Annotated in this window: 21 protein-coding genes and 3 pseudogenes; 13 read left to right on the forward strand and 11 right to left on the reverse strand. The window is 37.3% G+C overall.

Going from position 1 to position 21,350, the window contains the following annotated elements:
• Positions 1 to 86 precede the first annotated feature (86 nt).
• From ACN19N_RS07160 to ACN19N_RS07175, 4 genes are all read left to right on the forward strand, one after another.
• On the forward strand, positions 87 to 248 hold the full coding sequence (locus ACN19N_RS07160; protein WP_269239515.1) for a hypothetical protein: 162 nt from the start codon (positions 87 to 89) through the stop codon (positions 246 to 248).
• Positions 249 to 272: 24 nt separating this feature from the next.
• Entirely contained in the window at positions 273 to 548 is a 276-nt protein-coding gene (locus tag ACN19N_RS07165; protein WP_269239516.1) for a hypothetical protein, read from the forward strand.
• Between the two features lie 118 nt (positions 549 to 666).
• Entirely contained in the window at positions 667 to 1,101 is a 435-nt protein-coding gene (locus ACN19N_RS07170; RefSeq protein ID WP_269239517.1) for a DUF333 domain-containing protein, read from the forward strand.
• A gap of 200 nt (positions 1,102 to 1,301) precedes the next feature.
• Positions 1,302 to 1,865, forward strand: coding sequence for an FxsA family protein (locus ACN19N_RS07175; protein ID WP_420002288.1), 564 nt, complete (start codon positions 1,302 to 1,304; stop codon positions 1,863 to 1,865).
• Positions 1,866 to 1,908: 43 nt separating this feature from the next.
• Here the strand turns inward: ACN19N_RS07175 and ACN19N_RS07180 are convergent, their stop codons facing one another.
• Positions 1,909 to 2,091, reverse strand: coding sequence for a hypothetical protein (locus tag ACN19N_RS07180; protein WP_269230206.1), 183 nt, complete (start codon positions 2,089 to 2,091; stop codon positions 1,909 to 1,911).
• 243 nt (positions 2,092 to 2,334) lie between these two features.
• Between ACN19N_RS07180 and ACN19N_RS07185 the strand changes: the two genes are divergently transcribed.
• On the forward strand, positions 2,335 to 2,592 hold the full coding sequence (locus tag ACN19N_RS07185) for a hypothetical protein (protein WP_269230207.1): 258 nt from the start codon (positions 2,335 to 2,337) through the stop codon (positions 2,590 to 2,592).
• Positions 2,593 to 2,642: 50 nt separating this feature from the next.
• Here the strand turns inward: ACN19N_RS07185 and metK are convergent, their stop codons facing one another.
• Positions 2,643 to 3,809, reverse strand: coding sequence for a methionine adenosyltransferase (gene metK, locus ACN19N_RS07190; protein WP_269239520.1), 1,167 nt, complete (start codon positions 3,807 to 3,809; stop codon positions 2,643 to 2,645).
• 385 nt (positions 3,810 to 4,194) lie between these two features.
• Between metK and tkt the strand changes: the two genes are divergently transcribed.
• Positions 4,195 to 6,183 carry a transketolase gene (gene tkt, locus ACN19N_RS07195; protein ID WP_420002289.1) on the forward strand — a complete coding sequence of 663 codons (1,989 nt, stop codon included), beginning with the start codon at positions 4,195 to 4,197 and terminating at the stop codon, positions 6,181 to 6,183.
• A 92-nt stretch (positions 6,184 to 6,275) separates the two neighbouring features.
• The gene (locus ACN19N_RS07200; protein ID WP_420002290.1) at positions 6,276 to 6,698 is read left to right on the forward strand and encodes a hypothetical protein; all 423 of its coding nucleotides are present in this window, start codon (positions 6,276 to 6,278) and stop codon (positions 6,696 to 6,698) included.
• A gap of 20 nt (positions 6,699 to 6,718) precedes the next feature.
• On the opposite strand, the pseudogene ACN19N_RS07205 reads toward ACN19N_RS07200, so the two are convergent.
• Positions 6,719 to 6,822 (reverse strand): annotated as a pseudogene (locus tag ACN19N_RS07205) (OsmC family peroxiredoxin); the annotation flags it as partial.
• A gap of 40 nt (positions 6,823 to 6,862) precedes the next feature.
• Between ACN19N_RS07205 and ACN19N_RS07210 the strand changes: the two are divergent.
• A complete protein-coding gene (locus tag ACN19N_RS07210) occupies positions 6,863 to 7,360 on the forward strand; it encodes a hypothetical protein (RefSeq protein ID WP_046738272.1) in 498 nt (165 codons plus the stop codon).
• Positions 7,361 to 7,373: 13 nt separating this feature from the next.
• Here the strand turns inward: ACN19N_RS07210 and ACN19N_RS07215 are convergent, their stop codons facing one another.
• Positions 7,374 to 7,784 carry an OsmC family protein gene (locus ACN19N_RS07215; protein WP_420002291.1) on the reverse strand — a complete coding sequence of 137 codons (411 nt, stop codon included), beginning with the start codon at positions 7,782 to 7,784 and terminating at the stop codon, positions 7,374 to 7,376.
• Between the two features lie 226 nt (positions 7,785 to 8,010).
• Here ACN19N_RS07215 and ACN19N_RS07220 point away from each other — a divergent pair, with 226 nt between their 5' ends.
• Positions 8,011 to 8,589, forward strand: a complete 579-nt coding sequence (locus ACN19N_RS07220; protein WP_420002292.1) for a YceI family protein — start codon at positions 8,011 to 8,013, stop codon at positions 8,587 to 8,589.
• Positions 8,590 to 8,689: 100 nt separating this feature from the next.
• Here the strand turns inward: ACN19N_RS07220 and ACN19N_RS07225 are convergent.
• From ACN19N_RS07225 to ACN19N_RS07235, 3 genes and pseudogenes are all read right to left on the reverse strand, one after another.
• Positions 8,690 to 9,196 (reverse strand): annotated as a pseudogene (locus tag ACN19N_RS07225) (GNAT family N-acetyltransferase).
• A 78-nt stretch (positions 9,197 to 9,274) separates the two neighbouring features.
• A pseudogene (locus tag ACN19N_RS07230) lies at positions 9,275 to 9,532 on the reverse strand (YjhX family toxin).
• A 123-nt stretch (positions 9,533 to 9,655) separates the two neighbouring features.
• Positions 9,656 to 10,198 (reverse strand): lecithin retinol acyltransferase family protein, encoded by a 543-nt coding sequence (locus ACN19N_RS07235; RefSeq protein WP_420002364.1) that lies wholly within the window; start codon positions 10,196 to 10,198, stop codon positions 9,656 to 9,658.
• A gap of 171 nt (positions 10,199 to 10,369) precedes the next feature.
• Here ACN19N_RS07235 and ACN19N_RS07240 point away from each other — a divergent pair, with 171 nt between their 5' ends.
• Positions 10,370 to 11,107, forward strand: a complete 738-nt coding sequence (locus ACN19N_RS07240; protein WP_420002293.1) for a phosphodiester glycosidase family protein — start codon at positions 10,370 to 10,372, stop codon at positions 11,105 to 11,107.
• A gap of 46 nt (positions 11,108 to 11,153) precedes the next feature.
• On the opposite strand, the gene ACN19N_RS07245 is transcribed toward ACN19N_RS07240, so the two are convergent.
• Together ACN19N_RS07245 and trmA are read right to left on the reverse strand one after the other, a co-directional pair.
• Positions 11,154 to 11,381 carry a hypothetical protein gene (locus tag ACN19N_RS07245; RefSeq protein ID WP_004661846.1) on the reverse strand — a complete coding sequence of 76 codons (228 nt, stop codon included), beginning with the start codon at positions 11,379 to 11,381 and terminating at the stop codon, positions 11,154 to 11,156.
• Between the two features lie 249 nt (positions 11,382 to 11,630).
• Positions 11,631 to 12,716 carry a tRNA (uridine(54)-C5)-methyltransferase TrmA gene (gene trmA / locus ACN19N_RS07250; protein ID WP_420002294.1) on the reverse strand — a complete coding sequence of 362 codons (1,086 nt, stop codon included), beginning with the start codon at positions 12,714 to 12,716 and terminating at the stop codon, positions 11,631 to 11,633.
• Positions 12,717 to 13,051: 335 nt separating this feature from the next.
• On the opposite strand from trmA, the gene ACN19N_RS07255 reads away from it, so the two are divergent.
• On the forward strand, positions 13,052 to 13,411 hold the full coding sequence (locus ACN19N_RS07255) for a hypothetical protein (RefSeq protein WP_420002295.1): 360 nt from the start codon (positions 13,052 to 13,054) through the stop codon (positions 13,409 to 13,411).
• A gap of 55 nt (positions 13,412 to 13,466) precedes the next feature.
• Here the strand turns inward: ACN19N_RS07255 and putA are convergent, their stop codons facing one another.
• Positions 13,467 to 17,228: a trifunctional transcriptional regulator/proline dehydrogenase/L-glutamate gamma-semialdehyde dehydrogenase gene (gene putA, locus ACN19N_RS07260; protein WP_420002296.1), complete on the reverse strand. Its 3,762-nt coding sequence runs from the start codon at positions 17,226 to 17,228 to the stop codon at positions 13,467 to 13,469.
• A 120-nt stretch (positions 17,229 to 17,348) separates the two neighbouring features.
• Between putA and ACN19N_RS07265 the strand changes: the two genes are divergently transcribed.
• Complete coding sequence (locus tag ACN19N_RS07265; RefSeq protein ID WP_004662457.1) at positions 17,349 to 17,840, forward strand: Lrp/AsnC ligand binding domain-containing protein; 492 nt, start codon at positions 17,349 to 17,351, stop codon at positions 17,838 to 17,840.
• A gap of 58 nt (positions 17,841 to 17,898) precedes the next feature.
• Here ACN19N_RS07265 and putP read toward each other — a convergent pair whose 3' ends face one another.
• Complete coding sequence (gene putP, locus ACN19N_RS07270; RefSeq protein WP_420002297.1) at positions 17,899 to 19,404, reverse strand: sodium/proline symporter PutP; 1,506 nt, start codon at positions 19,402 to 19,404, stop codon at positions 17,899 to 17,901.
• A gap of 482 nt (positions 19,405 to 19,886) precedes the next feature.
• Here putP and aspA point away from each other — a divergent pair, with 482 nt between their 5' ends.
• Entirely contained in the window at positions 19,887 to 21,329 is a 1,443-nt protein-coding gene (gene aspA, locus ACN19N_RS07275) for an aspartate ammonia-lyase (protein ID WP_420002298.1), read from the forward strand.
• Positions 21,330 to 21,350 lie beyond the last annotated feature (21 nt).

Below are 21,350 nucleotides of genomic sequence, written 5' to 3' on the forward strand. Positions count from 1 at the left end.
AGCAATAAAAATGACTATTAAGATTGAGTTTTAAACTATATCTAAATATTCACTCTATGCTAGGCTTAAGAAAAAAGAGTAAGCCTATGGATGCCATTGAAATAAAAGATTTCTCAGCTCTGACTGGGTATACAAATGCCATTTTAGAAATCGATGAGTGGCTTGAACACAAACCTTATTTCTATGTGATTAAGGATCAGTATTTGATTGATGAGGCTATTCGTGTTGAATATATCATTATTCAATAATTTTGAATTTAGGGGAGCTTATAAGTGAAAAAAAATTTAGTTTTAATATTTTTAATGGTGGTTTGTAATACGGTTTTTGCTGGGGAAATTTACAAATGTACGATAAAAGGTGCTGTCACTTATCAAGCAAAACCTTGCAGTGGAACAGGAAGTAAGCTAAATATTCCGCAAGCCTATCGTTCAAATACATCTAAGGAAAGTATACAAGAGAAAACGAGTGATGCGAAAGAATCTGATGCTGCTAAAAAAGCTGGATTGGCGATTGCTCAGGAAGCCTATCAAATGACAAAAAACCGATAGTTTCTTATAGGCTCATCTATTATTTATTGTTGATCTGAGATTGGGGTTTGTGTTTCAAATAATAGACATAATATTTTGATTTATTTGTTATCTTTAAATTTTTGCAAGATTTCAAATTATGAAAAAAATTCTATTTTTAGCTTTAGCAATTACTTCATTAACAGCCTGTTCTTCAACACCCAGCAAAGATGTTACTCCACCTAAAATTGGTATGGCAAATCCTGCAAGCCAATACTGCGTTGAACAAGGAGGCCAGCTTGAGATTCGTAATGAGGCAAATGGTCAGGCTGGATATTGTAAATTACCTAATGGGCAAGTGATTGAGGAATGGGTATTTTTCCATGCAAATCAAAGTAAATGTGTTGCTGATGAAGCACAAAAACTTGTAGGGCAGACTGGTTTAACCGAACAGCAAATTAAGCAAAAAACCAAGTCCGAAATTGTGCGTAGTGTAGGACCAAATCAGCCAGTAACGATGGATTACCGTGAAAATCGAGTGACGGTAACGATTGATCCGCAATCTAAAAAAATTCTTAGCGCAAATTGTGGTTAATTGATGAAATAAGTTCTTGCTTTCAAGTTGGTATCTACCAATTTGAAAGCTTTTCTCATCTAAATGCAAGATAGGCCTTGATAAATCTACTTTTGTACCCATCAATTATAGTATTGCAGTAATATTCTTCGTTTTGGCTTTGACCAAAAGTATAATCACTGTATTTATTTTCTAATTTTTGAGATAGACGAAACTTTGACATGAATCTACTTCTTATCGTAGTGTTTGGCGCAATTGCTGAGATATTAGTATGGATCGGCGTGGGCGACCTTGTTGGGAGTATGTGGTACGTATTCTTTTGGTTTATTATAACTTTTTTCGTGGGTTTGAATCTCGTTCGTTCTAGTACATCTAATATCATGCCGCAATTGCAACAAATGCAGATGACAGGTCAACTTGGAGCTGATCCTGCAGTTACTAAGAAATTAGCAATTGCAATGTCGGGTTTCTTGTTAATGATTCCTGGTTTGATTTCTGATGTATTGGCTGTATTGGTTTTAATTCCTGCTGTTCAAACAGCGTTTAGAAATATGTTGATGAAATCAATGGCAAAGCGTCAACAGGCGATGATGGATCAAATGATGGGTGGAATGGGTGGTAATGCTGCTGGGCAGAATCCATTTGCTGATCTCATGCGTCAAATGCAGGACATGCAGAATCAACAACAACGTGGTGGTCAATATCGTGACTCAACTATTATTGATGGCGAAGCGAGAGAAGTTCAACCTGATCAAAAGAAAATTGAATTCAAAGATGTTAATTAGTTGTTGATACGCTTAAAAAGCACATCCTAGTTGATGTACTTTTTTATGTTTCATTTTTAGCACTTTGCTCTTGTTTGGATTCTATTTTGTCTAGTGTTTGTTGTTCTTTGCTCTGAGGTTGATAGTGGGTAGGAGGAAGATTTGTTATTTCATTTTCAGATTGTCTATATGAACGACTTCGATTAGCTCGTTCACGGAATCCACCTTTATTGATCAATTGAGCCATAGTAATGTCATCTATGATTTGAAAGATATATTTTAACAAATTATGTGAAAGATCAAAATAATACTGAGCGTTAGTTGAATCTAGCTTTGTATATCCCCTTTACAATGTATCTAAGAGAATTGTTAATTTGAATGAATTGTTTTTAAAACTAGATTGAATTCTCATTTTTTTTCTCATAGGATAAAAGTGCAACGAAAGAAATTGTTGTAAAAAGAAAATAAAAAATAGTAAGTGGAAGGAGGAATGATGTTATATCAATATCATTGCGCATGTTGTGACAAGGTAGTCGCTTCAACAGATAAGGAATGCCCTTATTGTGGTTCTCAGCATATTAGAAGTCCTTATGGTTTATGGATGTTCTGTGTGGCTGCGTGTTTTGTAGTTGTACTTGTAATTAAGATGGTACATGTATATTCATTAAATCATGAGGAAGATCAACCAACTCAGACAAGTTCTTTATTTGAAATTTTTAAACAAGACAGTGCTGAATTTAATAAATAATAACAAATAAAAAAGTTCGCAATGTGCGAACTTTTTTATGAGCGATAAACTTATAGTCCCGCAGCATCTTTTAGGATTTCAACTTTATCGGTTTTTTCCCATGTAAATGCAGAATCAGAACCTTCACGACCAAAGTGACCATAAGCAGCAGTCTGCTTATACATCGGTTGAATCAGATTCAACATACGGGTAATGCCGTATGGGCGTAAATCGAAGTGTTCACGAACAAGTTGAATAATCAACTCATCAGATACTTTGCCTGTGTTGAATGTATTAATCGAAATCGAAGTTGGCTCAGCAACACCAATTGCATAACTGACTTGGATTTCACATTTGTCTGCTAAGCCAGCTGCAACAATATTTTTTGCCACATAACGACCAGCGTACGCTGCTGAACGGTCAACTTTCGATGGATCTTTACCAGAGAAAGCACCACCACCGTGACGTGCCATACCACCATATGTATCTACGATGATTTTACGACCAGTTAAACCACAATCACCCACAGGTCCACCAATTACAAACATACCTGTTGGGTTGATGTGGAATTTAGTGCCCGCATGGAACATTTCGGCAGGAATAATCGGTTTTACGATTTCTTCAATGATTGCTTCTTTTAGCTGAGATTGAGAAATTTCAGGATCATGCTGAGTTGATAAAACAACTGCATCTAGACGAACTGGCATACCATTTTCATAAGCAAATGTTACTTGGCTTTTTGCATCAGGGCGCAACCAAGGTAAAGCACCTGAACGGCGTAATTCTGCTTGACGTTCCATTAAGCGATGCGCATAAGAAATAGGAGCAGGCATAAGAACATCGGTTTCACGGCTTGCATAACCGAACATTAAGCCTTGGTCGCCAGCACCTTGATCTTCAGGCTTTTGGCGATCAACACCTTGAGCAATCTCTGGAGATTGTTTACCGATCATATTGATGACGGCACAAGTTGATCCGTCGAAACCTAAATCAGAGTGATGGTAGCCAATACCATTTACGGTTTGACGCACAATTGCTTCAAAGTCGACATTTGCTGTCGTTGTAATTTCACCAGCAAGAACAACCGCACCTGTTTTTACTAATGTTTCACAAGCGACTCGCGCATACGGGTCTTCTTTTAGGATTGCATCTAAAATAGCATCACTAATTTGGTCAGCCATTTTGTCTGGATGACCTTCGCTTACAGATTCTGAAGTAAAAACAGCATACTCGCGCATGAACGTCCTATCATGGTTATTTTCAAAAAGACAGAGTATGTTACATCGACTTGGCGGATAGGACTAGCATAAGCTGACTAAAATGCATGAATTTATTTCATTTTCATTATGTTTTTATTGATATGTGTATCAGTAAAACTAATATTAATGCTTTAATTAATAAAGTTTTTCTGAATTGTAAATTTTCATATTGGAGTGAATGCATTTTAGTGGTTGTTTAGATGGTGAGCATTTATATAAAGAATTGTATTTGAATGATCAAAATATAAGAAATATCGTGTATTGCACTTTACCCCATCTTGTTTTTTTAAGACAATAGTCGCAGTTTTTGAAAGATGATTTCTCATCTTCTCTCATCTTATTTGATTTAATCGGATTCTGACTTATGACAACCCCTTTAAATGAACGTCGTATTGCAAATGCAATTCGTGTCTTGGCTATGGATGCTGTGCAACAAGCAAACTCAGGGCATCCTGGTGCTCCAATGGGGATGGCAGATATCGCTGATGTAGTTTGGCGCGAATTTTTAAATCATAACCCAAGTAATCCTCAATGGGCGAACCGTGATCGTTTCGTATTATCGAATGGTCATGGCTCAATGTTGCAATATGCGTTATTGCATTTGACGGGTTATGAATTATCTATTGAAGATTTAAAACAGTTCCGTCAATTACACTCTAAAACTCCAGGTCATCCAGAATTGGGTTATGCACCTGGTATCGAAACCACAACAGGTCCATTGGGTCAAGGTATTGCCAATGCTGTTGGTTTTGCTTTAGCTGAAAGAACTTTAGCTGCACAATTTAACAAAGATGGTTTAAACGTTGTTGATCACTTCACTTACTGTTTCTTAGGTGATGGCTGCCTGATGGAAGGTATTTCTCACGAAGTATGTTCACTTGCAGGTACTTTAGGTCTTGGTAAGCTGATTGCCTACTACGATGACAATGGCATTTCGATCGACGGTGAAGTAGAAGGTTGGTTCAGTGATGATACTGAACAACGTTTCAAAGCCTATGGTTGGCAAGTACTTCGCGTAGATGGTCATGATGCTGCTGCAATTCGCCAAGCAACTGTTGAAGCGAAAGCAGAAAGCAATAAACCAACAATCATTATCTGTAAAACGATTATTGGTTTAGGTTCACCAAACAAACAAGGTAAAGAAGATTGCCACGGTGCGCCGTTGGGTAAAGACGAAATCGCTCTAACACGTGAAGCATTAGGCTGGAAAGAAGACGCATTTGTTATTCCTGAAGATGTTTATGCAGCTTGGGATGCAAAAGCAAAAGGTCAAACATCTGAAACAGCTTGGAATGAATTATTTGCTCAATACCAAGCAAAATATCCAACTGAAGCGGCTGAATTGTTACGTCGTATCAACGGTGATTTACCTGCTGAATTTGCAGCACAAGCCGATGCATTTATTGCTGAAACAAATGCAAAAGCTGAAACCATTGCAACTCGTAAAGCCAGCCAAAATACTTTACAGGCATTCGGTCCATTACTTCCTGAATTATTAGGTGGTTCTGCTGACTTGGCTGGCTCTAACTTAACACTTTGGAAAGGTTGCCAAGGCGTACAAGAAAACCCAGCGGGTAACTACGTGTATTACGGCGTTCGTGAATTCGGTATGACCGCAATCGCAAATGGTGTAGCTTTACACGGTGGTTTTGTTCCTTACGTTGCAACATTCTTAATGTTTATGGAATATGCACGTAATGCTGTACGTATGTCAGCATTGATGAAGCAACGTGTGATTCATGTTTATACACATGATTCGATCGGTTTAGGTGAAGATGGTCCTACGCATCAACCAATCGAACAAATTGCATCGTTACGCGGTACGCCAAACTTAAATACTTGGCGTCCATGCGATACAGTTGAAGCTGCAATTTCTTGGAAATCTGCGCTACAACGTAAAGATGGTCCAACCGCATTAATTTTCTCTCGTCAAAACTTGCCATTCCAAGCACGTAATGAAGCTCAAATTCAAAACGTTGCAAAAGGTGGTTATGTACTTGCTGAAGAAAAAGGTGAATTGAAGGCAATCATCATCGCAACAGGTTCAGAAGTTTCATTGGCAATGGAAGCATATGCGCAGCTTGAAGGTGTGCGTGTTGTGTCTATGCCATGTGCTGAAGAGTTTATGAAGCAAGATGCTGCATATCGTGAAGCTGTATTACCTGCACATATCCGTGCGCGTGTAGCGGTTGAAGCTGCTCATGTGGATTATTGGTGGAAGTTTGTTGGTTTAGACGGCAAAGTGATCGGTATGACTACTTATGGTGAATCTGCTCCAGCAAAAGATTTGTTCCAATTCTTCGGTATCACTACTGAAGCAGTTGTAACTGCGGTTAAAGAATTGACTGCTTAATCAAATTAAGTGGTATAAAAAAGCGTCCTGAGTAGGGCGCTTTTTTTATGATGATTAAATGGAATCAATAAGGGCTTAATATGCAAATATGGATGAGTAGTGAATCAAGTAAAGAGGTATTAAATGAAGAGCAACTTACTCGATTACAATTAGCTCGAAATTATGTGGAAGAAATACTTAAGAAAGAGTTAAAAAATAAGTCATATGATTTCCCTTTAGATAGTTGGGATTGTATTACGGTAATGATGGGACCAAATGATTTTGGTGAGCGAGTCAAATATTCTGTAAAAAAAAGAAGTATGGATTTTCGTTTAAAGATAGATCCTAGAGTATTTAATACAATAGATGATTTAGGTCGTCAAAAACTAATTTTTGTAATGCTGATGAGAAGTTTGAATTTACTTAAAGAAAAGTTTGAAAAAGTAAAACCAAAATTGGATGATCGTAATTATGAGGAATTAGAGCGACTTCGATCTGATGCTTTAGATGTTGCACGAAATGAGGGTTGGCTATAAAGTTCTTACAAATATTCAGCTTAGATTAAACCTATACTCAACTTACTCTGAATCGAAATATTCGACGTTAACAACTTATGAATCGGGCAATTCCCGCTACTTTTAATAAACATTTATGCTGATCAGTGCTTCTTTATTGAAATTTAATAGATTGGGATATCGTGATGGAAAAAGAATTCGAACTTAATTCTTTTGTTGACATATTAAATAATGTCAAATCTTTATACTTTTTTAATTTGAACGTAGATAAAAGATTTTGGCAACATGCTGAATATGGTTTTTTGATTCGTTTTCTCCACGAAAGTTCAAAGATAAAGGAGCATAAAAAGAGAGTTGATAACTATTCATCTCGATTACGTTCCTATTTTGATAAAGTAATTCAAAATAGACTTAAACTAGATATAAATAAATCATTATTAAAATTAGAAGGGAAAATTTTAGCTTTCCATGTTCATTTAACCATGTTTGATAGTTTGGGTGAAGGTGAAACAAGTGGTTTTATCGATGGATGCGATACTCCACCACCAGAATTATGGATTTATTTTGATGGGGAAATCTTGTATTCATACATTCCTGCCGAATTCATCGAAATGGTGAATTCGGCGATAATGGTTTCTATGAGTGGCTCATTGGAATGGTATACGGATGTAATTGAAATTTAGTGTAATAGGTCTCTCATCCGATATTTAATTCACTCTGAATTGAAATATTCGACGTTAATAATTTATGTACAGGACAGCTTTCAGCTACTTTGAGTAATCGTTTGTGCTGATCTTCGGTAAATTCACCTTTTAAGATAATTTTACGTTCAATATTGTTTTGACCTGCTTCAGGTTCAGCATTGCGATTTAAAGCTAAATCGACCTGCACATGCTCAAGTTTAATCCCTTTATGATTGGCATACATTTCTAGAGTAATGGTCGTACATGCACCTAAAGCCGACAGTAAAAGCTGAACTGGGTTAGGTGCTGTATCTTGACCGCCTTTATCTGCAGGTTCATCTGCATACCAAGTATGACCCGAAGAATCCGTCAACGAAACGCGATAAGGTGTAGATGTACTGAGTGCTTGTGCTGTATGTGTCATGTTTTACCTTGTTATTTATCTTTAAAAACTAGATGAAAATATACCCATTGATCATGTTACCTATAAAATCAATTGTCCACTACTTAATGGTCTTATGATAATTGTGTTTGATATGTGCTGTAACGCTTTTATTGTTGCACGGATGAAACATATCGTTTTATAAAGAATAATGAATAAAAATACTTGATCTATAAACTATTGCATATATCAAACAAGGATACGAAAAATGTCATTTAAAACATTAAGCCTCGGATTAGCTGCTGCTATCGCAAGTTCTGTAACATTAGCTGCGCCAGTAGACTATAAAATCGATCCAACACATACAGCAACAGTATTTAGCTGGAATCACTTTGGTTTCTCTACACCGAGTGCAAACTTCACTGATATTCAAGGTACAATTAAAGTTGATAATGCAAAACCTGCAAATTCATCTGTAGAAGTGACGATTCCTTTAAGCAGCGTAAATACCAATGTTGTTGCTTTGGACAAAGAATTTCAAGAAGAAGCTTGGTTTAATGCTGCAAAATATCCAAACATTACTTTTAAAAGTACTAAAGTAGAAACTAAAGACAAGAAACACTTCAAAATTACAGGTAATTTAACCGTTAAAGGTGTGACTAAGCCTGTGGTATTGGATGCTATTCTGAATAAACAAGGCGAGCATCCAATGGCGAAAGTACCTGCGATTGGTTTTAATGCAACAACAAGCTTTAACCGCTCAGCATTTGGTATCGGTAATTACGTACCAAACGTAGGGGATAAGATCACTGTGAATATTACAACTGAAGCAACTGCTGTGAAGTAATATTTAATAAATCAATTGTTTATTAAAAAAATCTCACGCTATCTACGGCGTGAGATTTTAAATTTTTTAGGCGTAAATTAAATACGATTTTCTACAACTATTATGTTGTTGCATTAAATGCATCTGAATAGATGGCATAGCCACTTGGTACGTAGTCGGTAAAAGCAAGAATTTGAAAATACTCTGCAGGAACACCTTCTAAGATCAATCTAACATCAGCCTTAAACCCAAATTTTCCATAATAATTAGGATCACCGAGTAATACGCATCCTTTTGCATTCAGTGCCTTGATCCTATTCAAACCTTCTTTCATAAGTTTACAGCCTATACCTTTTCCTTGATATTCAGGAAGAACGGAAATAGGACCTAAGCCATACCAGTTTGTCGTACCATCGGAAATAGAAACAGGTGAAAATGCAATATGACCAATGATTTTCCCTTGAGTTTCAGCAACTAAAGAGACAGTAAGTTGTTTGGATTCACGAAGCGCATTGACGATAAATTACTCTGTGTGGCTAGAATGTTCTACATCATTAAAAGCTTTTTGTGTTAAATCAAAAATTGCTTGGATGTCAGTGTTTTGTTCATCACGGATTTGAATATTCATTTTAATTGCCTATATGTTTTTAAATAACTGACGAAGCAAAATTATGTTGTTGCTTCATCAGATGACTGTTAAGGATGTTTATTGATTGTCGAGTTGAGGTCGTACGTTTCTAAGCCCATTCAAGTTGATTTGATAGGGTTGTCCTTCCTGTTATTTGATCAATCTTTTCTTTTTAAGTTTTCGAAAAACATCGAGTGTGCAATCAGATAACACAAAACCTTCACGGCCATAACATTCTACAGCGATGAGTTGTCCTGATTCATTTTTGAGTTTTACGATTTTTCCGCCTTTTGCTAAGACGTGTAAAGTCCTTTGTTCAGACTTCGATAAGTTCATATTGGAATCCCAGATATAAGTAATCAAAAGCAAAGCTAGGCTTTTAGCCCGAAAATTCGCGTTGATAAATATGAACTATGGACAAAACAACAGATTGATTAAATCTATGAGCAAATTAGGAAACTAAATACGCTTATTTTTATTATATTTATCCTTTAATGATAAATATGCAGGAACTGATCTTTTTGCCTGCCGACGTAGCATCATTTTGATATATAACACGAGGGCAAAACAAGCCGTCGCAATGGTTAACATGATGCTATTCATATAACTCATGATCGAACTAATATAACCAATCGTTGCTAAACGCCGTTGCATACGCTCAACCTGAATACTCGATTCAATTCCAGTGATTGCCCATGTACATAAATGTTCGCAATTATTGATAATCAAATGGTAATGATTTTCATGCATACGCGAGCGCATACGACGAACGATCGCTTTCGCCTTGTAACGAGGGGAATGATAATTTTTCGTATAAATCGGTTTTCCCCGAGCGAAGCGCTGAATTGAGGTCGTCTCAATTGGATGTTTTTTAAAAATATGTGCAAAACCTGAATAATGGATAACTCGTCCACGACCTGCATAAATACCATGATGACTATAACCAAAGTGTTTAACAATTAGGTGTGCACCGAGAGGGAAATGTCGCTGTGTTTGCTGCATACTCATACAAGACTATTGTATTTACAGATGTATTTTAATCAAAAAATATGAATCTATCGAGTGCATTTAAAGACTCATTTATACGATTATGTGTGGAGATTGTATCTATTCTTTTTATGTTGAAATACATTGTGGGACAATGAGGTTAGTCGATTTGAACAATATTAAATTATGCTAAAAAAATGGTTTATAGCCTCATTGGTCAGTATTTGTATGTCTCATGTTTATGCGATGCAGCATCAAATAATTAAAGTAGACAATATTTCATATGATGTAATTAAAGTAGACCATTTACAGCAACTCAGACTTTTCCTAAAAGATCCAAAGAATGCTCGTTATTATCAAAAAATTGCTCATATCCAAAAAGTGCTTCCAACATGTGAATATCTAAGTTTTGCTATGAATGCAGGTATGTATCACCCGGATTTTCAACCTGTCGGTTTATATGTTGAAGAAGGTAAAGAAATTATTGAACTCAATGAAGCGCAAGGATTTGGTAATTTTTTTATGCAACCAAATGGCGTGCTTGCATGGAATGATAAATATGCTGTAATTAAAACAACGACAGATTATAAATCCATGAGATTTAAGCCACGGTTTGCTACGCAGTCTGGACCAATGTTGGTTTATAAAGGCCAAGTAAATAGCCAATTTGTAGCAGATTCAAATTCTCTAAAAATAAGAAATGGAGTCGGTGTTAGAAATAATCAGTTGTACTTTGTAATTTCACAACAACGAGTCAATTTTTATCAGTTTGCGCAATTCTTTAAGCAAAATTTAAAAATTGATAATGCGTTATATCTGGATGGTTCAATTTCAAGTTTATATTCCTCCCAAACTAAACGTCATGACAAGACTTTTAATTTAGGTCCAATCGTTGGTGAAATTGGTCAAGAGAATTTTAATTAATCAAGTTCTCATCTTCTAAGCATTAGAAGATGAGAAGCACTTATTTTTATTGAATTGGCGTCTTGATAAGTGCAAGAAGCTCTTTGCGGCTATAACCTCGGGAAATGAGGACTTTCTTTATACCTTTAATCACATCTTCATCTGTCGCTTTGACTAAAGCATCTAGTAGTTGTTCATTTGATTTGCAAGAACAATCGTTTTCAACGCAAGAGGTTTGGTTCTTGTGTTCATTATATTGCTGATCTGCATTAAACAATTTTTGCCAAAAACTCATAGAGCCTTCATATACAACCTAACATAGATCGAAATATAGTCACTTTAAAATAAAATACAAGTCATCTTAAGTGATAAAAGCAGCAGTTGAACTTCAGTTTTTTCGATGATTCTTTTTGTTTCTAACGAAATTATGACAGTTGAATGACTTGATCTTTGAAAAACATCATTTTTTTTAGTAAAAACTTTAAATAAAAATAGAGAGTTATGAAAACTCTCTATTTTTAATGGTTACTTTGCAATAATTTGTTTAAATCTTTTCGAGCAATACACCAGATTCCACATGATGAGTAAAAGGGAATTGATCGAACATAGCAAATTTTATAATGCGATGTGTTTGACTGAGTGTTTTTAAATTATCATGTAAGGTATCTGGATTGCATGAAATATAAAGAATACGCTCAAAACCTTGTAATAATTTAAGTGTTTCGTCATCAATTCCTGCACGTGGCGGATCTACAAAAACCGTGTCAAAGTCGTAGCTTTGAATATCAATTTCTGCTTCTTGGAGTCGTCTAAACGCTCTTTCACCTTGATACGCCTGAGTAAACTCTTCGGCAGATAAACGCGCCACCTGAATGTTCTCAATCTGGTTTTGCTCAATGTTCCATTGCGCTGCGTAGACTGAAGATTTAGCAAGTTCAGTTGCAAGGACACGTTTAAATTTCAAAGAAAGTGGTAGAGTAAAGTTACCATTACCACAGTACAATTCTAATAGGTCTTTCTCAGAGCTTTCAGTAGCATCACAAGCCCACTCCAACATATGTTGGCACACTTGTGCATTGGGTTGTGTAAAGCTACTTTCAATTTGTTTGTATTTAAAAGTACGACCATGAACATTGAGTTGTTCAACCACGTAGTCGTCACCAATAATTACTTTTTGGCCACGGCTACGCCCCATAATTTTAATCTTCAGCTTTTCTGCTAAAGCTTTCGCAGCGATTTCCCAATCTGCATCTAAACGGCGATGATAAATTAAAGTCACCAACATTTCTCCGCTCAATGTGGCGAGGAAATCAGCTTCAAAAATACGTTGCGATAAAATAGGAGTTGCTTTTAATTCTTCTAATAAACGTGGCATCAAATCATTGATGCTGCGATCTGCAATTGGAAACTCATCAACTCGTATAACTTCTTTTTGTTTACCATCTTCAGCGCGTTCAAACATGGCATAGAACAAATCATCTTCTGTATGCCAGATACGAAACTCTGCGCGCATACGGAAATGTTGGTCAGGTGATTGAAACACTTCTAAAGTTGGGGGATTGAACGGAGCGAATTGTGTGGTAATGCGTTCAACTTTCTCTTGAAGTTGCTGTTGATAAGATACGGTCATAAAAAGAAAGCTACAGCTGAAATCTAAACGGGAATGGTATCAAAAAATAAGATGAGTGTGTGGTTAAAGTCATTATTTAGTGATGTTCAAATTGTGCCGGTAGTAATTATTCTATGCCTCATATAAAAATATGAGTAAATTGAGTTGTTGGATTTAAAAAATCGCTATTCTTTTTGCTAAATAGATGAGTTTTTATAATCTTAAGCAAGTTTTCAACAATATTCGGACAATGTAATAATGTGCCAAAACTATAGCATTTGAATTAATAATTAGATTGAGCTTATCTATTTTTATACTTTAGATGGGTTTCGAACTTTAAAATGGTAAAGAAGAGTATGTTAATACGAGGTCAATCAACTCTAATAGATGTCGTGGATGATTTTGTAGCATCATTAGATGGTCAAAAAATGGATTTATTTATGAGATATATTCCTAATAGAATGTGGATTCAGGTCCTAGATTTTTATGATTATTTAATTTCTCGATATGATTTTTATAACTCTGGTGCATGGATTGCAGAATTAAACTCGGAGAATGATCCAGTAGGAGCAACACTTTGCCAAAAATTCTCATCTAATGGGCAAAATACATTTGAGTGGGAAGCAGGAGTTATTATTAGTCTTGCGAGAGAAAAGCTTGGTATAACTTATGAATGGCAAAAGGAAAAATATGGGAATCCGAGTGATTCTTTTTAAATAAAAACCCGAACCATGTAAACATGATTCGGGCTGGGAGATTAGAAGACCTAAATTAGTCTTCAGATAAAGTCATTAAACTCGCATTACCACCGGCAGCAGCAGTATTTACGCTAATAGCGCGTTCAATGACTAGACGTTCTAAAGGAACCTGCTCATCTTTCTTGAGATGAGTAATGCCCACGATTGCTCCAGAACGGTTCGCAATTTTAGTTTGTAGTTCAGTCAATTGGTCAACTGAACCATGATGTAAAACAGCATCAAAAGCATCTTTTTCAATGCTAGAAATGACTGTGATTGCAGATAACACATCTTTTGGTAAAGATTTCTGATGTTTGGCGAAGAAAGCATTATCTGTAGTTACAGCAGCCGTACTACTTACTGCGAAAATCGCTAGTAACTGTTGTAATTGGCTCACTTCGTTATCTGCGATAGAAAGCACACGATGACGAGGCAAGATAATATATTGATTGCTTTCACCTGTTGGACCTTGCAACTCGTAGAACTTACCAACACCAAATGCTGGAATTGTCGGAACTGCGTGAGGCATATTTTGTTTAGCCCAAGTCAACAAGTTCTGGTAAGCAACATTTGATACAGCATCAAACTGAGAGATTTCAGCTTTAACCGCAAAAGGTGTTGCTAAAACTTTCTCTGAACAATGTTCCATTAAGCGGTACATATACAGTGGACCACCAGCTTTAGGACCAGTACCAGATAGGCCTTCGCCACCAAATGGTTGTACGCCTACAACAGCACCGACGATGTTGCGGTTGATATATAAGTTACCCACCTCAGCACGTTGGATCACTGTATTAATGGTTTCATCGATACGGGTGTGTAAACCCATTGTTAAGCCATAGCCTTTAGCATTGATACGGTCGATCAACTGCTCAAGCTCACCATACTTATAAGTGATGATGTGCAAGACAGGACCAAATACTTCACGCTCTAAATCATCAAGATTTGGTAATTCAATTGCTGTAGGCGGAACAAATGTACCTTGTGCAAGTGCTTGTTGACTTACAGCATCGTTAAACATCAACTGATGAACAGGGTAGCCCTTAGATTTCATCTTTTGTATGTGCGTATCAATGGTTTGTTTGGCTTCAGTATCGATGACAGGACCAATGTCAGTTTTTAAGATTGCAGGGTTGCCTACGATCAACTGTTGCATTGCACCTTTTAACATTTTGATGACTGTTGCAGCGCTATCTTCTTGCACACATAAGATACGAAGAGCAGAACAACGTTGACCCGCACTGTCAAATGCAGAACTGACGACATCGAGAACAACTTGTTCAGTAAGTGCAGAAGAATCGACGATCATCGCATTTTGACCACCCGTTTCCGCGATGAGCGGAATTGGTTGACCATTTGGAGATAAACGTTTTGCCACTGTTTTTTGCAAGATTTTTGCAACTTCAGTTGAACCCGTAAACATAATGCCTTGAATGCGATCATCTTGGCTAAGTTGAGCACCAACAGTTTCACCACGACCCGGAAGAAGTTGAACAACGCCGTGTGGCACACCAGCTTCCCAAAGCATTTGAACGGCTTGCGCTGCAATGAGTGGTGTTTGTTCTGCTGGTTTGGCAATTACACAGTTACCACTGACCAATGCAGCAGCAATTTGACCAGAGAAAATCGCAAGAGGAAAGTTCCATGGGCTAATACATAAGACTGTACCCAATGGTTTTACTTGCGCATTTGCAGGCAAGTTTTCGATTTGTGTCGCGTAGTAACGCAAGAAATCAACGGCTTCACGAACTTCTGCAATGGCATTAGCATAAGTTTTACCACTTTCACGGCAAAGTAATACCATTAATTCTTGGATGCGAGCTTCCATCAAATCTGCAGCACGTTTTAAGCAAGCTGCACGTTCAACTTTATCTGTTGCAGCCCAGCTTTGTTCAGCTTGTACAGCTGCTTCTAATGCCAGTTGTACATCCGCGCTAGTCGCTTCATTCACATGACCGACAATTTCACTATTTTGTGCAGGGTTTGTAATTGCAATCGCATTACTTTGATCGTGAACTGTTGATTCAAAACCAAGTAAAGGTGCACTTTTCCAAATATGGCTACGGAGTTTTTGTGCTGTTGTATCTAATGCAGCTAAAGGCTGATCGTTATTTAAATCAAAACCATTTGAGTTCGGACGTAATGGGTAAAGATCATGCGGAAGTGGAATCGCAGGATGCTTTAAGCCAATCTGACCTTCATCTTTCGCAGCAGTTTGAATATCTTTGATTGGAGATTGAATCAAGTCTTCAACTTTCAACGTCTTATCAGCAATACGGTTTACGAATGAGGTATTTGCACCATTTTCAAGTAAACGACGAACTAAGTAAGCCAATAAAGTTTCATGGTTACCCACAGGCGCATATACGCGACACGGTACACCAAGTTTATTGTCTGCTTTTGAACCTACAACTTGCTCATACAAAGGTTCGCCCATACCGTGTAAGCATTGGAACTCGTATTGACCTGGATAATATTTGCTTGGGTCTGCAAGTGTATAAATCGTTGCAAGTGATTGTGCATTGTGCGTTGCAAATTGCGGGTACACTTGATCTGGTGCAGCAAGGAGCTTCTTTGCACAAGCAATGTATGACAAATCCGTGTGTACTTTACGGGTAAACACAGGGTAGTCAGTCATGCCGTCAATTTGTGCTTTCTTGATTTCGCTATCCCAATATGCACCTTTCACCAAACGGATCATGAGGCGTTTGTTACTGCGTTTTGCAAGATCAACGATATAATCAACCACGTAGAAGCAACGTTTTTGATAAGCCTGAATAACGAAACCAATGCCTTTCCAATTCGCAAGTTTTGGTTCGAAACATAAACGCTCAAGTAGTTCGAGTGAAATTTCTAAACGTTCAGATTCTTCAGCATCGATGTTTAAGCCGATGTCATATTGTTTTGCTAAGCATGCAAGTTCGAAAACTTTGTTGTAAAGCTCATGATGTACACGATCAATTTGCGCACGTTGGTAACGTGGGTGCAAAGCAGAGAGCTTAATCGAGATACCAGGACCTTCATAAACACCACGCCCGTTTGATGCTTTACCAATGGCATGAATCGCTTGTGTGTAATCGTTATAATAACGCTCAGCATCATGGTCAGTTAGTGCAGCTTCACCCAACATATCGTATGAATAGCGGAAACCTTTGTGTTCAAATGGTTTTGCATGCTCAAGTGCTTCTTCGATAGTTTCACCCGTAACGAATTGCTCACCCATCATACGCATCGCGACATCAACCGCTTTACGAATGATGCCACGTCCACTGCGAGCGAGAAGACCTGTTAAAATACTTGATAAACTGGTTTGTTTAGGTGTTTCCATTAACTTGCCAGTAAGCATTAAACCCCAAGCAGCTGCATTTACGAACATTAGGTTACTTTGACCTAAATGCTCTTTCCAGTTGCCTTGGTTGATCTTGTCACGAATTAATAAATCACGTGTTGCTGTATCTGGAATACGAAGTAATGCTTCTGCCAAACACATCAATGCCACACCTTCTTGTGAAGAAAGTGAGAACTCTTGAAGTAAACCTTGAACAATACCTGCTTTTCCAGCCGAGCTTTTACGTTCACGTAAATTATGTGCAAGACTGAATGCTAATTCATAAATTTTTTGATCAAGATCAGGGGAAATATCTGCTGCTTCTGCAAGTTGTTTAACCGCTTCAGGCTCAGCACGTCGCCAAGCTGTATTAATGCGTTGCTCAAACTCACTTTTTTCTTTAAATTCGGTGATATAACCGTCTGTGTGAGCTGTGTCCATTTGTGCGGGAGTATCCAATGTATTCATACTAAATTCCAATAACAATCTCTAGAACATATTGAGTAGAGAGGTTTAGATAATTTATGATTACAGAATAAAACCCGAGTAACTCACTATAATTTACCTATTTTTTAGAGGAAAATTCAGTTGAATGGCCCTATTTATACATTAGATCGTACCGATCTAAAAATTCTTGATATTCTTCAAACAGATGGAAGAATTTCCAATAGTAAATTGGCAGAATTAGTGAACCTTTCACCGACTGCTGTCATGGCCCGTGTTCAAAAGTTGACGAAGGATGAATTTATCTTGGGATATGAGGCAAAACTCAATCCGAATAAGTTAAATGCCAGTTTTCTTGTGTTTGTTGAGGTGCTTTTAGATAAAACCACCCCAAATGTGCTCGAGGATTTTATTGATGCAGTGACACAATATCCAGAGATTGTTGAGTGCCATATGGTGAGTGGTGGCTTTGACTTTTTGATCAAATTGCGTAGCGCAGGGATGGAGGAGTTTCGTCGTATTGCGGGGCAAATTTTATGGCAACTTCCTGGAGTGAAAGAAACGCGTAGTTATCCTGTGATGCAGGTTGTGAAAGACAGCTCTAAAATAAAAATCAAATCAAGAACTAAATTTTAATAAAAGATCAAATAAAACAAAGGGGCTCGAAAGCCCCCTTAAATTTTACTCAGAAATCTTATTTCATTTCTCTCGTGTAGATTTCATCTGCTTGTTCAAAACGACCAGTCACAGTTGCGTTAGGTGCTTTACCAAGTAAGCTCACCACAACAATACTGATCAAGGCAAAAATGAAACCAGGAATAATTTCATAAATACCAGTACTAGCAAATACATTTTTCCAAACAATCACTGTAACTGCACCGATCACCATACCCGCTAAAGCGCCGTTTAGCGTCATACGTTTCCAGAACAATGACATGATAATCAATGGACCGAAAGCAGCACCGAAGCCAGCCCAAGCATAAGAAACTAAGCCAAGTACTTTACTATCAGGGTTTTGAGCTAAAGCAAGAGCCAACATTGCAACAGCGAGTACCATTCCTCGACCAATCCAAACTAACTCTTTTTGAGTTGCATTTTTACGGATCAAGCCTTTGTATAAATCTTCAGTTAATGCGCTTGAACATACCAATAACTGACAACTTAAGGTACTCATGACTGCTGATAAAATTGCAGCAAGGATCACACCAACAACCCAAGGGTTGAATAAAATTTTAGTGAGTTCCATAAACACTGTTTCAGGGTTTGCCGTCACAACCGCTGCAAATTCAGGGTGTTGATGGAAATACGCAATCCCGATAAAACCAGAACCAACTGCACCTGCCAAGCATAAAATCATCCATGTCATACCGATACGACGAGCAGCAGGGATTGATTTAACAGAATCGGCAGCCATAAAACGAACTAGAATGTGAGGTTGACCAAAATAACCCAAGCCCCAAGCCGCTGCTGAAAGAATACCAATAATACTTTCAATACTTAAATTTGAAACAAAATCATAAGCATGTGGGCGCGCACTCTCAACAATTGCTGTAAATTCTTCGACACCTACACCTAAAGACATGTATGTGACGATAGGTAGAAGCAATAACGCAAAAATCATCAAACCAGCTTGGAATGTATCTGTCCAACTGATTGCCAAGAAGCCACCGATACAAACATATCCGATTGTTGCAAACGCACCAAGCCATAAAGCGGTTTGGTAAGGTAAGTGGAACAATGTTTCAAATAGACGTGCACCAGCTACCATGCCAGAAGCACAATAAATCGCGAAAAAGATGAGAATAATCAGTGCGGAAGTTACACGTAAGATCTTTTTCTGGTCATCAAAACGACCAGTGAAATAATCTGGTAACGTAAGCGCATTATTCTGAACCTCAGTATGAACGCGTAAACGCCCAGCCACGAGATACCAGTTGAGCCATGCACCAATGATTAAGCCAATTGCAATCCATGCTTCAGATAAGCCTGTCAAATAGATTGCCCCAGGTAAACCCATGAGTAGCCAGCCACTCATATCGGATGCACCCGCAGATAAAGCGGTAACGAAACTACCTAGGCTTCGTCCTCCAAGGATATAATCATCAAGGTTTTTGGTAGAAAAATAGGCGTATAAACCGATACCAAGCATGGCGATAATATACACCACGAACACAACAACAGTGGGATTCGAAAAATTCATAATGGATGCCTGTCCTTACTTATCCATAACTGTGCAATCCCATCTGAATAGACAAAAATGATTCACTATTCTAACAAGACTGATAAGGCCACAGATTCAAGCACGAATGATTTTTAAAATACTGTTTTGTTTTTGTATTTTGTTTGTATATTTTGTGTAATTTAAATTAAGTGTATGAATCTTAATTTTTAAATCTAAAAAAGCTCACTTTTTTTTAAATGAAATATAGATTTTTGCGGCTTAAAAATAGGCTATATGTTTCAAATTATTGCAGCGGTAAAAAATTGATAGTAATAACAGGCATTTTTGAACATAAAAATAGAGTGAAATGACAACACATGTTGTTACAAAAGCAACAATGCAGAGAAATTACATTATAAAAAGCTCGTAATGTTAAGCAATTCTGCTAATGAAAATTTATTTGAAATCTTCCATATTATTTCTTTGCACCATTAGGGTGCATTGTCTGAGAGAAATGGAAAGTGAACACGGTTCAAGCAGCAACCATAAGAATAGAGCATGATTTACTTGGCGCAAAAGAAGTGCCAATGGATTGTTATTACGGAATTCATACTTTACGCGCTATTGAAAATTTCAAAATTTCTTCGCAAAAAGTTGGACAAAATAGTCACTTCATTCGTGCGTTAGCACAAGTGAAGAAAGCATCTGCTCAAGCGAATCTAAGTTTTAATAAATTAACAGAAACTCAAAGCTTGGCGATTCAGCGAGCTTGTGATGACTTAATTAATGAAACACAGAAATGGCAAGACTCATTTCCAATTGATATTTATCAAGGTGGAGCAGGCACGTCGATTAATATGAATACGAATGAAGTCATTGCCAATATCGCACTTGAATCATTAGGTCATCAAAAAGGTCAATATGACATCATTCACCCGAATGATCATATCAACAAATCACAATCAACGAATGATGTGTATCCTACCGCGATTCGTTTATCGACTTATTGTTCTCTAGATGCATTATTCACACAAATGGATAAATTGATTACTTCATTTGAGAATAAAGCAATCGAGTTTCGCTATATTTTAAAAATGGGGCGTACCCAACTTCAAGATGCAGTGCCGATGACACTTGGGCAAGAATTTCATGCATTTGCAACTTTATTAAAAGAAGATGTCCGTTTGATTAAACGTACACGCGAGTTGTTGCTTGAAGTAAATTTAGGTGCAACTGCAATTGGTACTGGTGTAAACACACCTAAAGGCTATGCTGTAAAAGTAGTTTCGTGTTTGAAACAAATTACAGGTTTAAATTTAGTTGGCGCTGAAGACTATGTTGAAGCAACCAGTGATTGTGGCGTCTTTATTATTTTATCGAGTGCTTTAAAACGTCTTGCATGTAAACTTTCAAAAATTAGCAATGATTTACGTTTGCTAAGTTCAGGCCCTCGTACTGGTTTTGGTGAAATTCAATTACCTGAATTACAAGCTGGCTCATCCATCATGCCTGCAAAAGTAAATCCAGTTATTCCCGAAGTTGTGAATCAGATTGCATTCAAAGTGATTGGTAATGATTTAACGATTACCTTTGCAGCAGAAGCAGGACAGTTACAGTTAAATGTCATGGAGCCTGTGATTGCAATTTCACTCAATGAATCAATTGAGCTATTAACCCATGCGATTCAAAGCTTAGATGAAAAATGTGTGCGTGGTATTAAAGCACATGAGCAAGCATGTCATGATGCGGTGATGCGTAGTGTCGGAATTATTACTTTGCTTGATCCATTATTGGGTCATGCTTTGTGTGATGAAATTGGTAAGCAATGTATTGCTGAAAATAAAACTATTCAAGAAGTGGTTTTAGAGCGTGGTTTACTGACCCAAGCACAACTTGATGAGATTTTCTCTTTTGAAAACTTGGTTTCGGAAGTAGATGGCATTCCTATAGATTACGTTGCTTAACGTATCAACCTCAAAAAAGCC

Origin of the sequence: Acinetobacter sp. LF10 (assembly GCF_048585715.1) — a bacterium.
Taxonomy (GTDB): Bacteria; Pseudomonadota; Gammaproteobacteria; order Pseudomonadales; family Moraxellaceae; genus Acinetobacter.

Bases quoted from the DNA above. Each gene is read 5' to 3' on its own strand.
- ACN19N_RS07160 (WP_269239515.1), top strand. From the start codon at position 87: ATGGATGCCATTGAAATAAAAGATTTCTCAGCTCTGACTGGGTATACA.
- ACN19N_RS07175 (WP_420002288.1), top strand. From the start codon at position 1,302: ATGAATCTACTTCTTATCGTAGTGTTTGGCGCAATTGCTGAGATATTA.
- ACN19N_RS07210 (WP_046738272.1), top strand. From the start codon at position 6,863: ATGGAAAAAGAATTCGAACTTAATTCTTTTGTTGACATATTAAATAAT.
- ACN19N_RS07200 (WP_420002290.1), top strand. From the start codon at position 6,276: ATGAGTAGTGAATCAAGTAAAGAGGTATTAAATGAAGAGCAACTTACT.
- putA (WP_420002296.1), bottom strand. From the start codon at position 17,228: ATGAATACATTGGATACTCCCGCACAAATGGACACAGCTCACACAGAC.
- ACN19N_RS07180 (WP_269230206.1), bottom strand. From the start codon at position 2,091: ATGGCTCAATTGATCAATAAAGGTGGATTCCGTGAACGAGCTAATCGA.
- ACN19N_RS07170 (WP_269239517.1), top strand. From the start codon at position 667: ATGAAAAAAATTCTATTTTTAGCTTTAGCAATTACTTCATTAACAGCC.
- ACN19N_RS07185 (WP_269230207.1), top strand. From the start codon at position 2,335: ATGATGTTATATCAATATCATTGCGCATGTTGTGACAAGGTAGTCGCT.
- ACN19N_RS07255 (WP_420002295.1), top strand. From the start codon at position 13,052: ATGTTAATACGAGGTCAATCAACTCTAATAGATGTCGTGGATGATTTT.
- ACN19N_RS07245 (WP_004661846.1), bottom strand. From the start codon at position 11,381: ATGAGTTTTTGGCAAAAATTGTTTAATGCAGATCAGCAATATAATGAA.
- ACN19N_RS07235 (WP_420002364.1), bottom strand. From the start codon at position 10,198: ATGCAGCAAACACAGCGACATTTCCCTCTCGGTGCACACCTAATTGTT.
- tkt (WP_420002289.1), top strand. From the start codon at position 4,195: ATGACAACCCCTTTAAATGAACGTCGTATTGCAAATGCAATTCGTGTC.
- metK (WP_269239520.1), bottom strand. From the start codon at position 3,809: ATGCGCGAGTATGCTGTTTTTACTTCAGAATCTGTAAGCGAAGGTCAT.
- ACN19N_RS07240 (WP_420002293.1), top strand. From the start codon at position 10,370: ATGCTAAAAAAATGGTTTATAGCCTCATTGGTCAGTATTTGTATGTCT.
- ACN19N_RS07220 (WP_420002292.1), top strand. From the start codon at position 8,011: ATGTCATTTAAAACATTAAGCCTCGGATTAGCTGCTGCTATCGCAAGT.
- trmA (WP_420002294.1), bottom strand. From the start codon at position 12,716: ATGACCGTATCTTATCAACAGCAACTTCAAGAGAAAGTTGAACGCATT.
- putP (WP_420002297.1), bottom strand. From the start codon at position 19,404: ATGAATTTTTCGAATCCCACTGTTGTTGTGTTCGTGGTGTATATTATC.
- ACN19N_RS07215 (WP_420002291.1), bottom strand. From the start codon at position 7,784: ATGACACATACAGCACAAGCACTCAGTACATCTACACCTTATCGCGTT.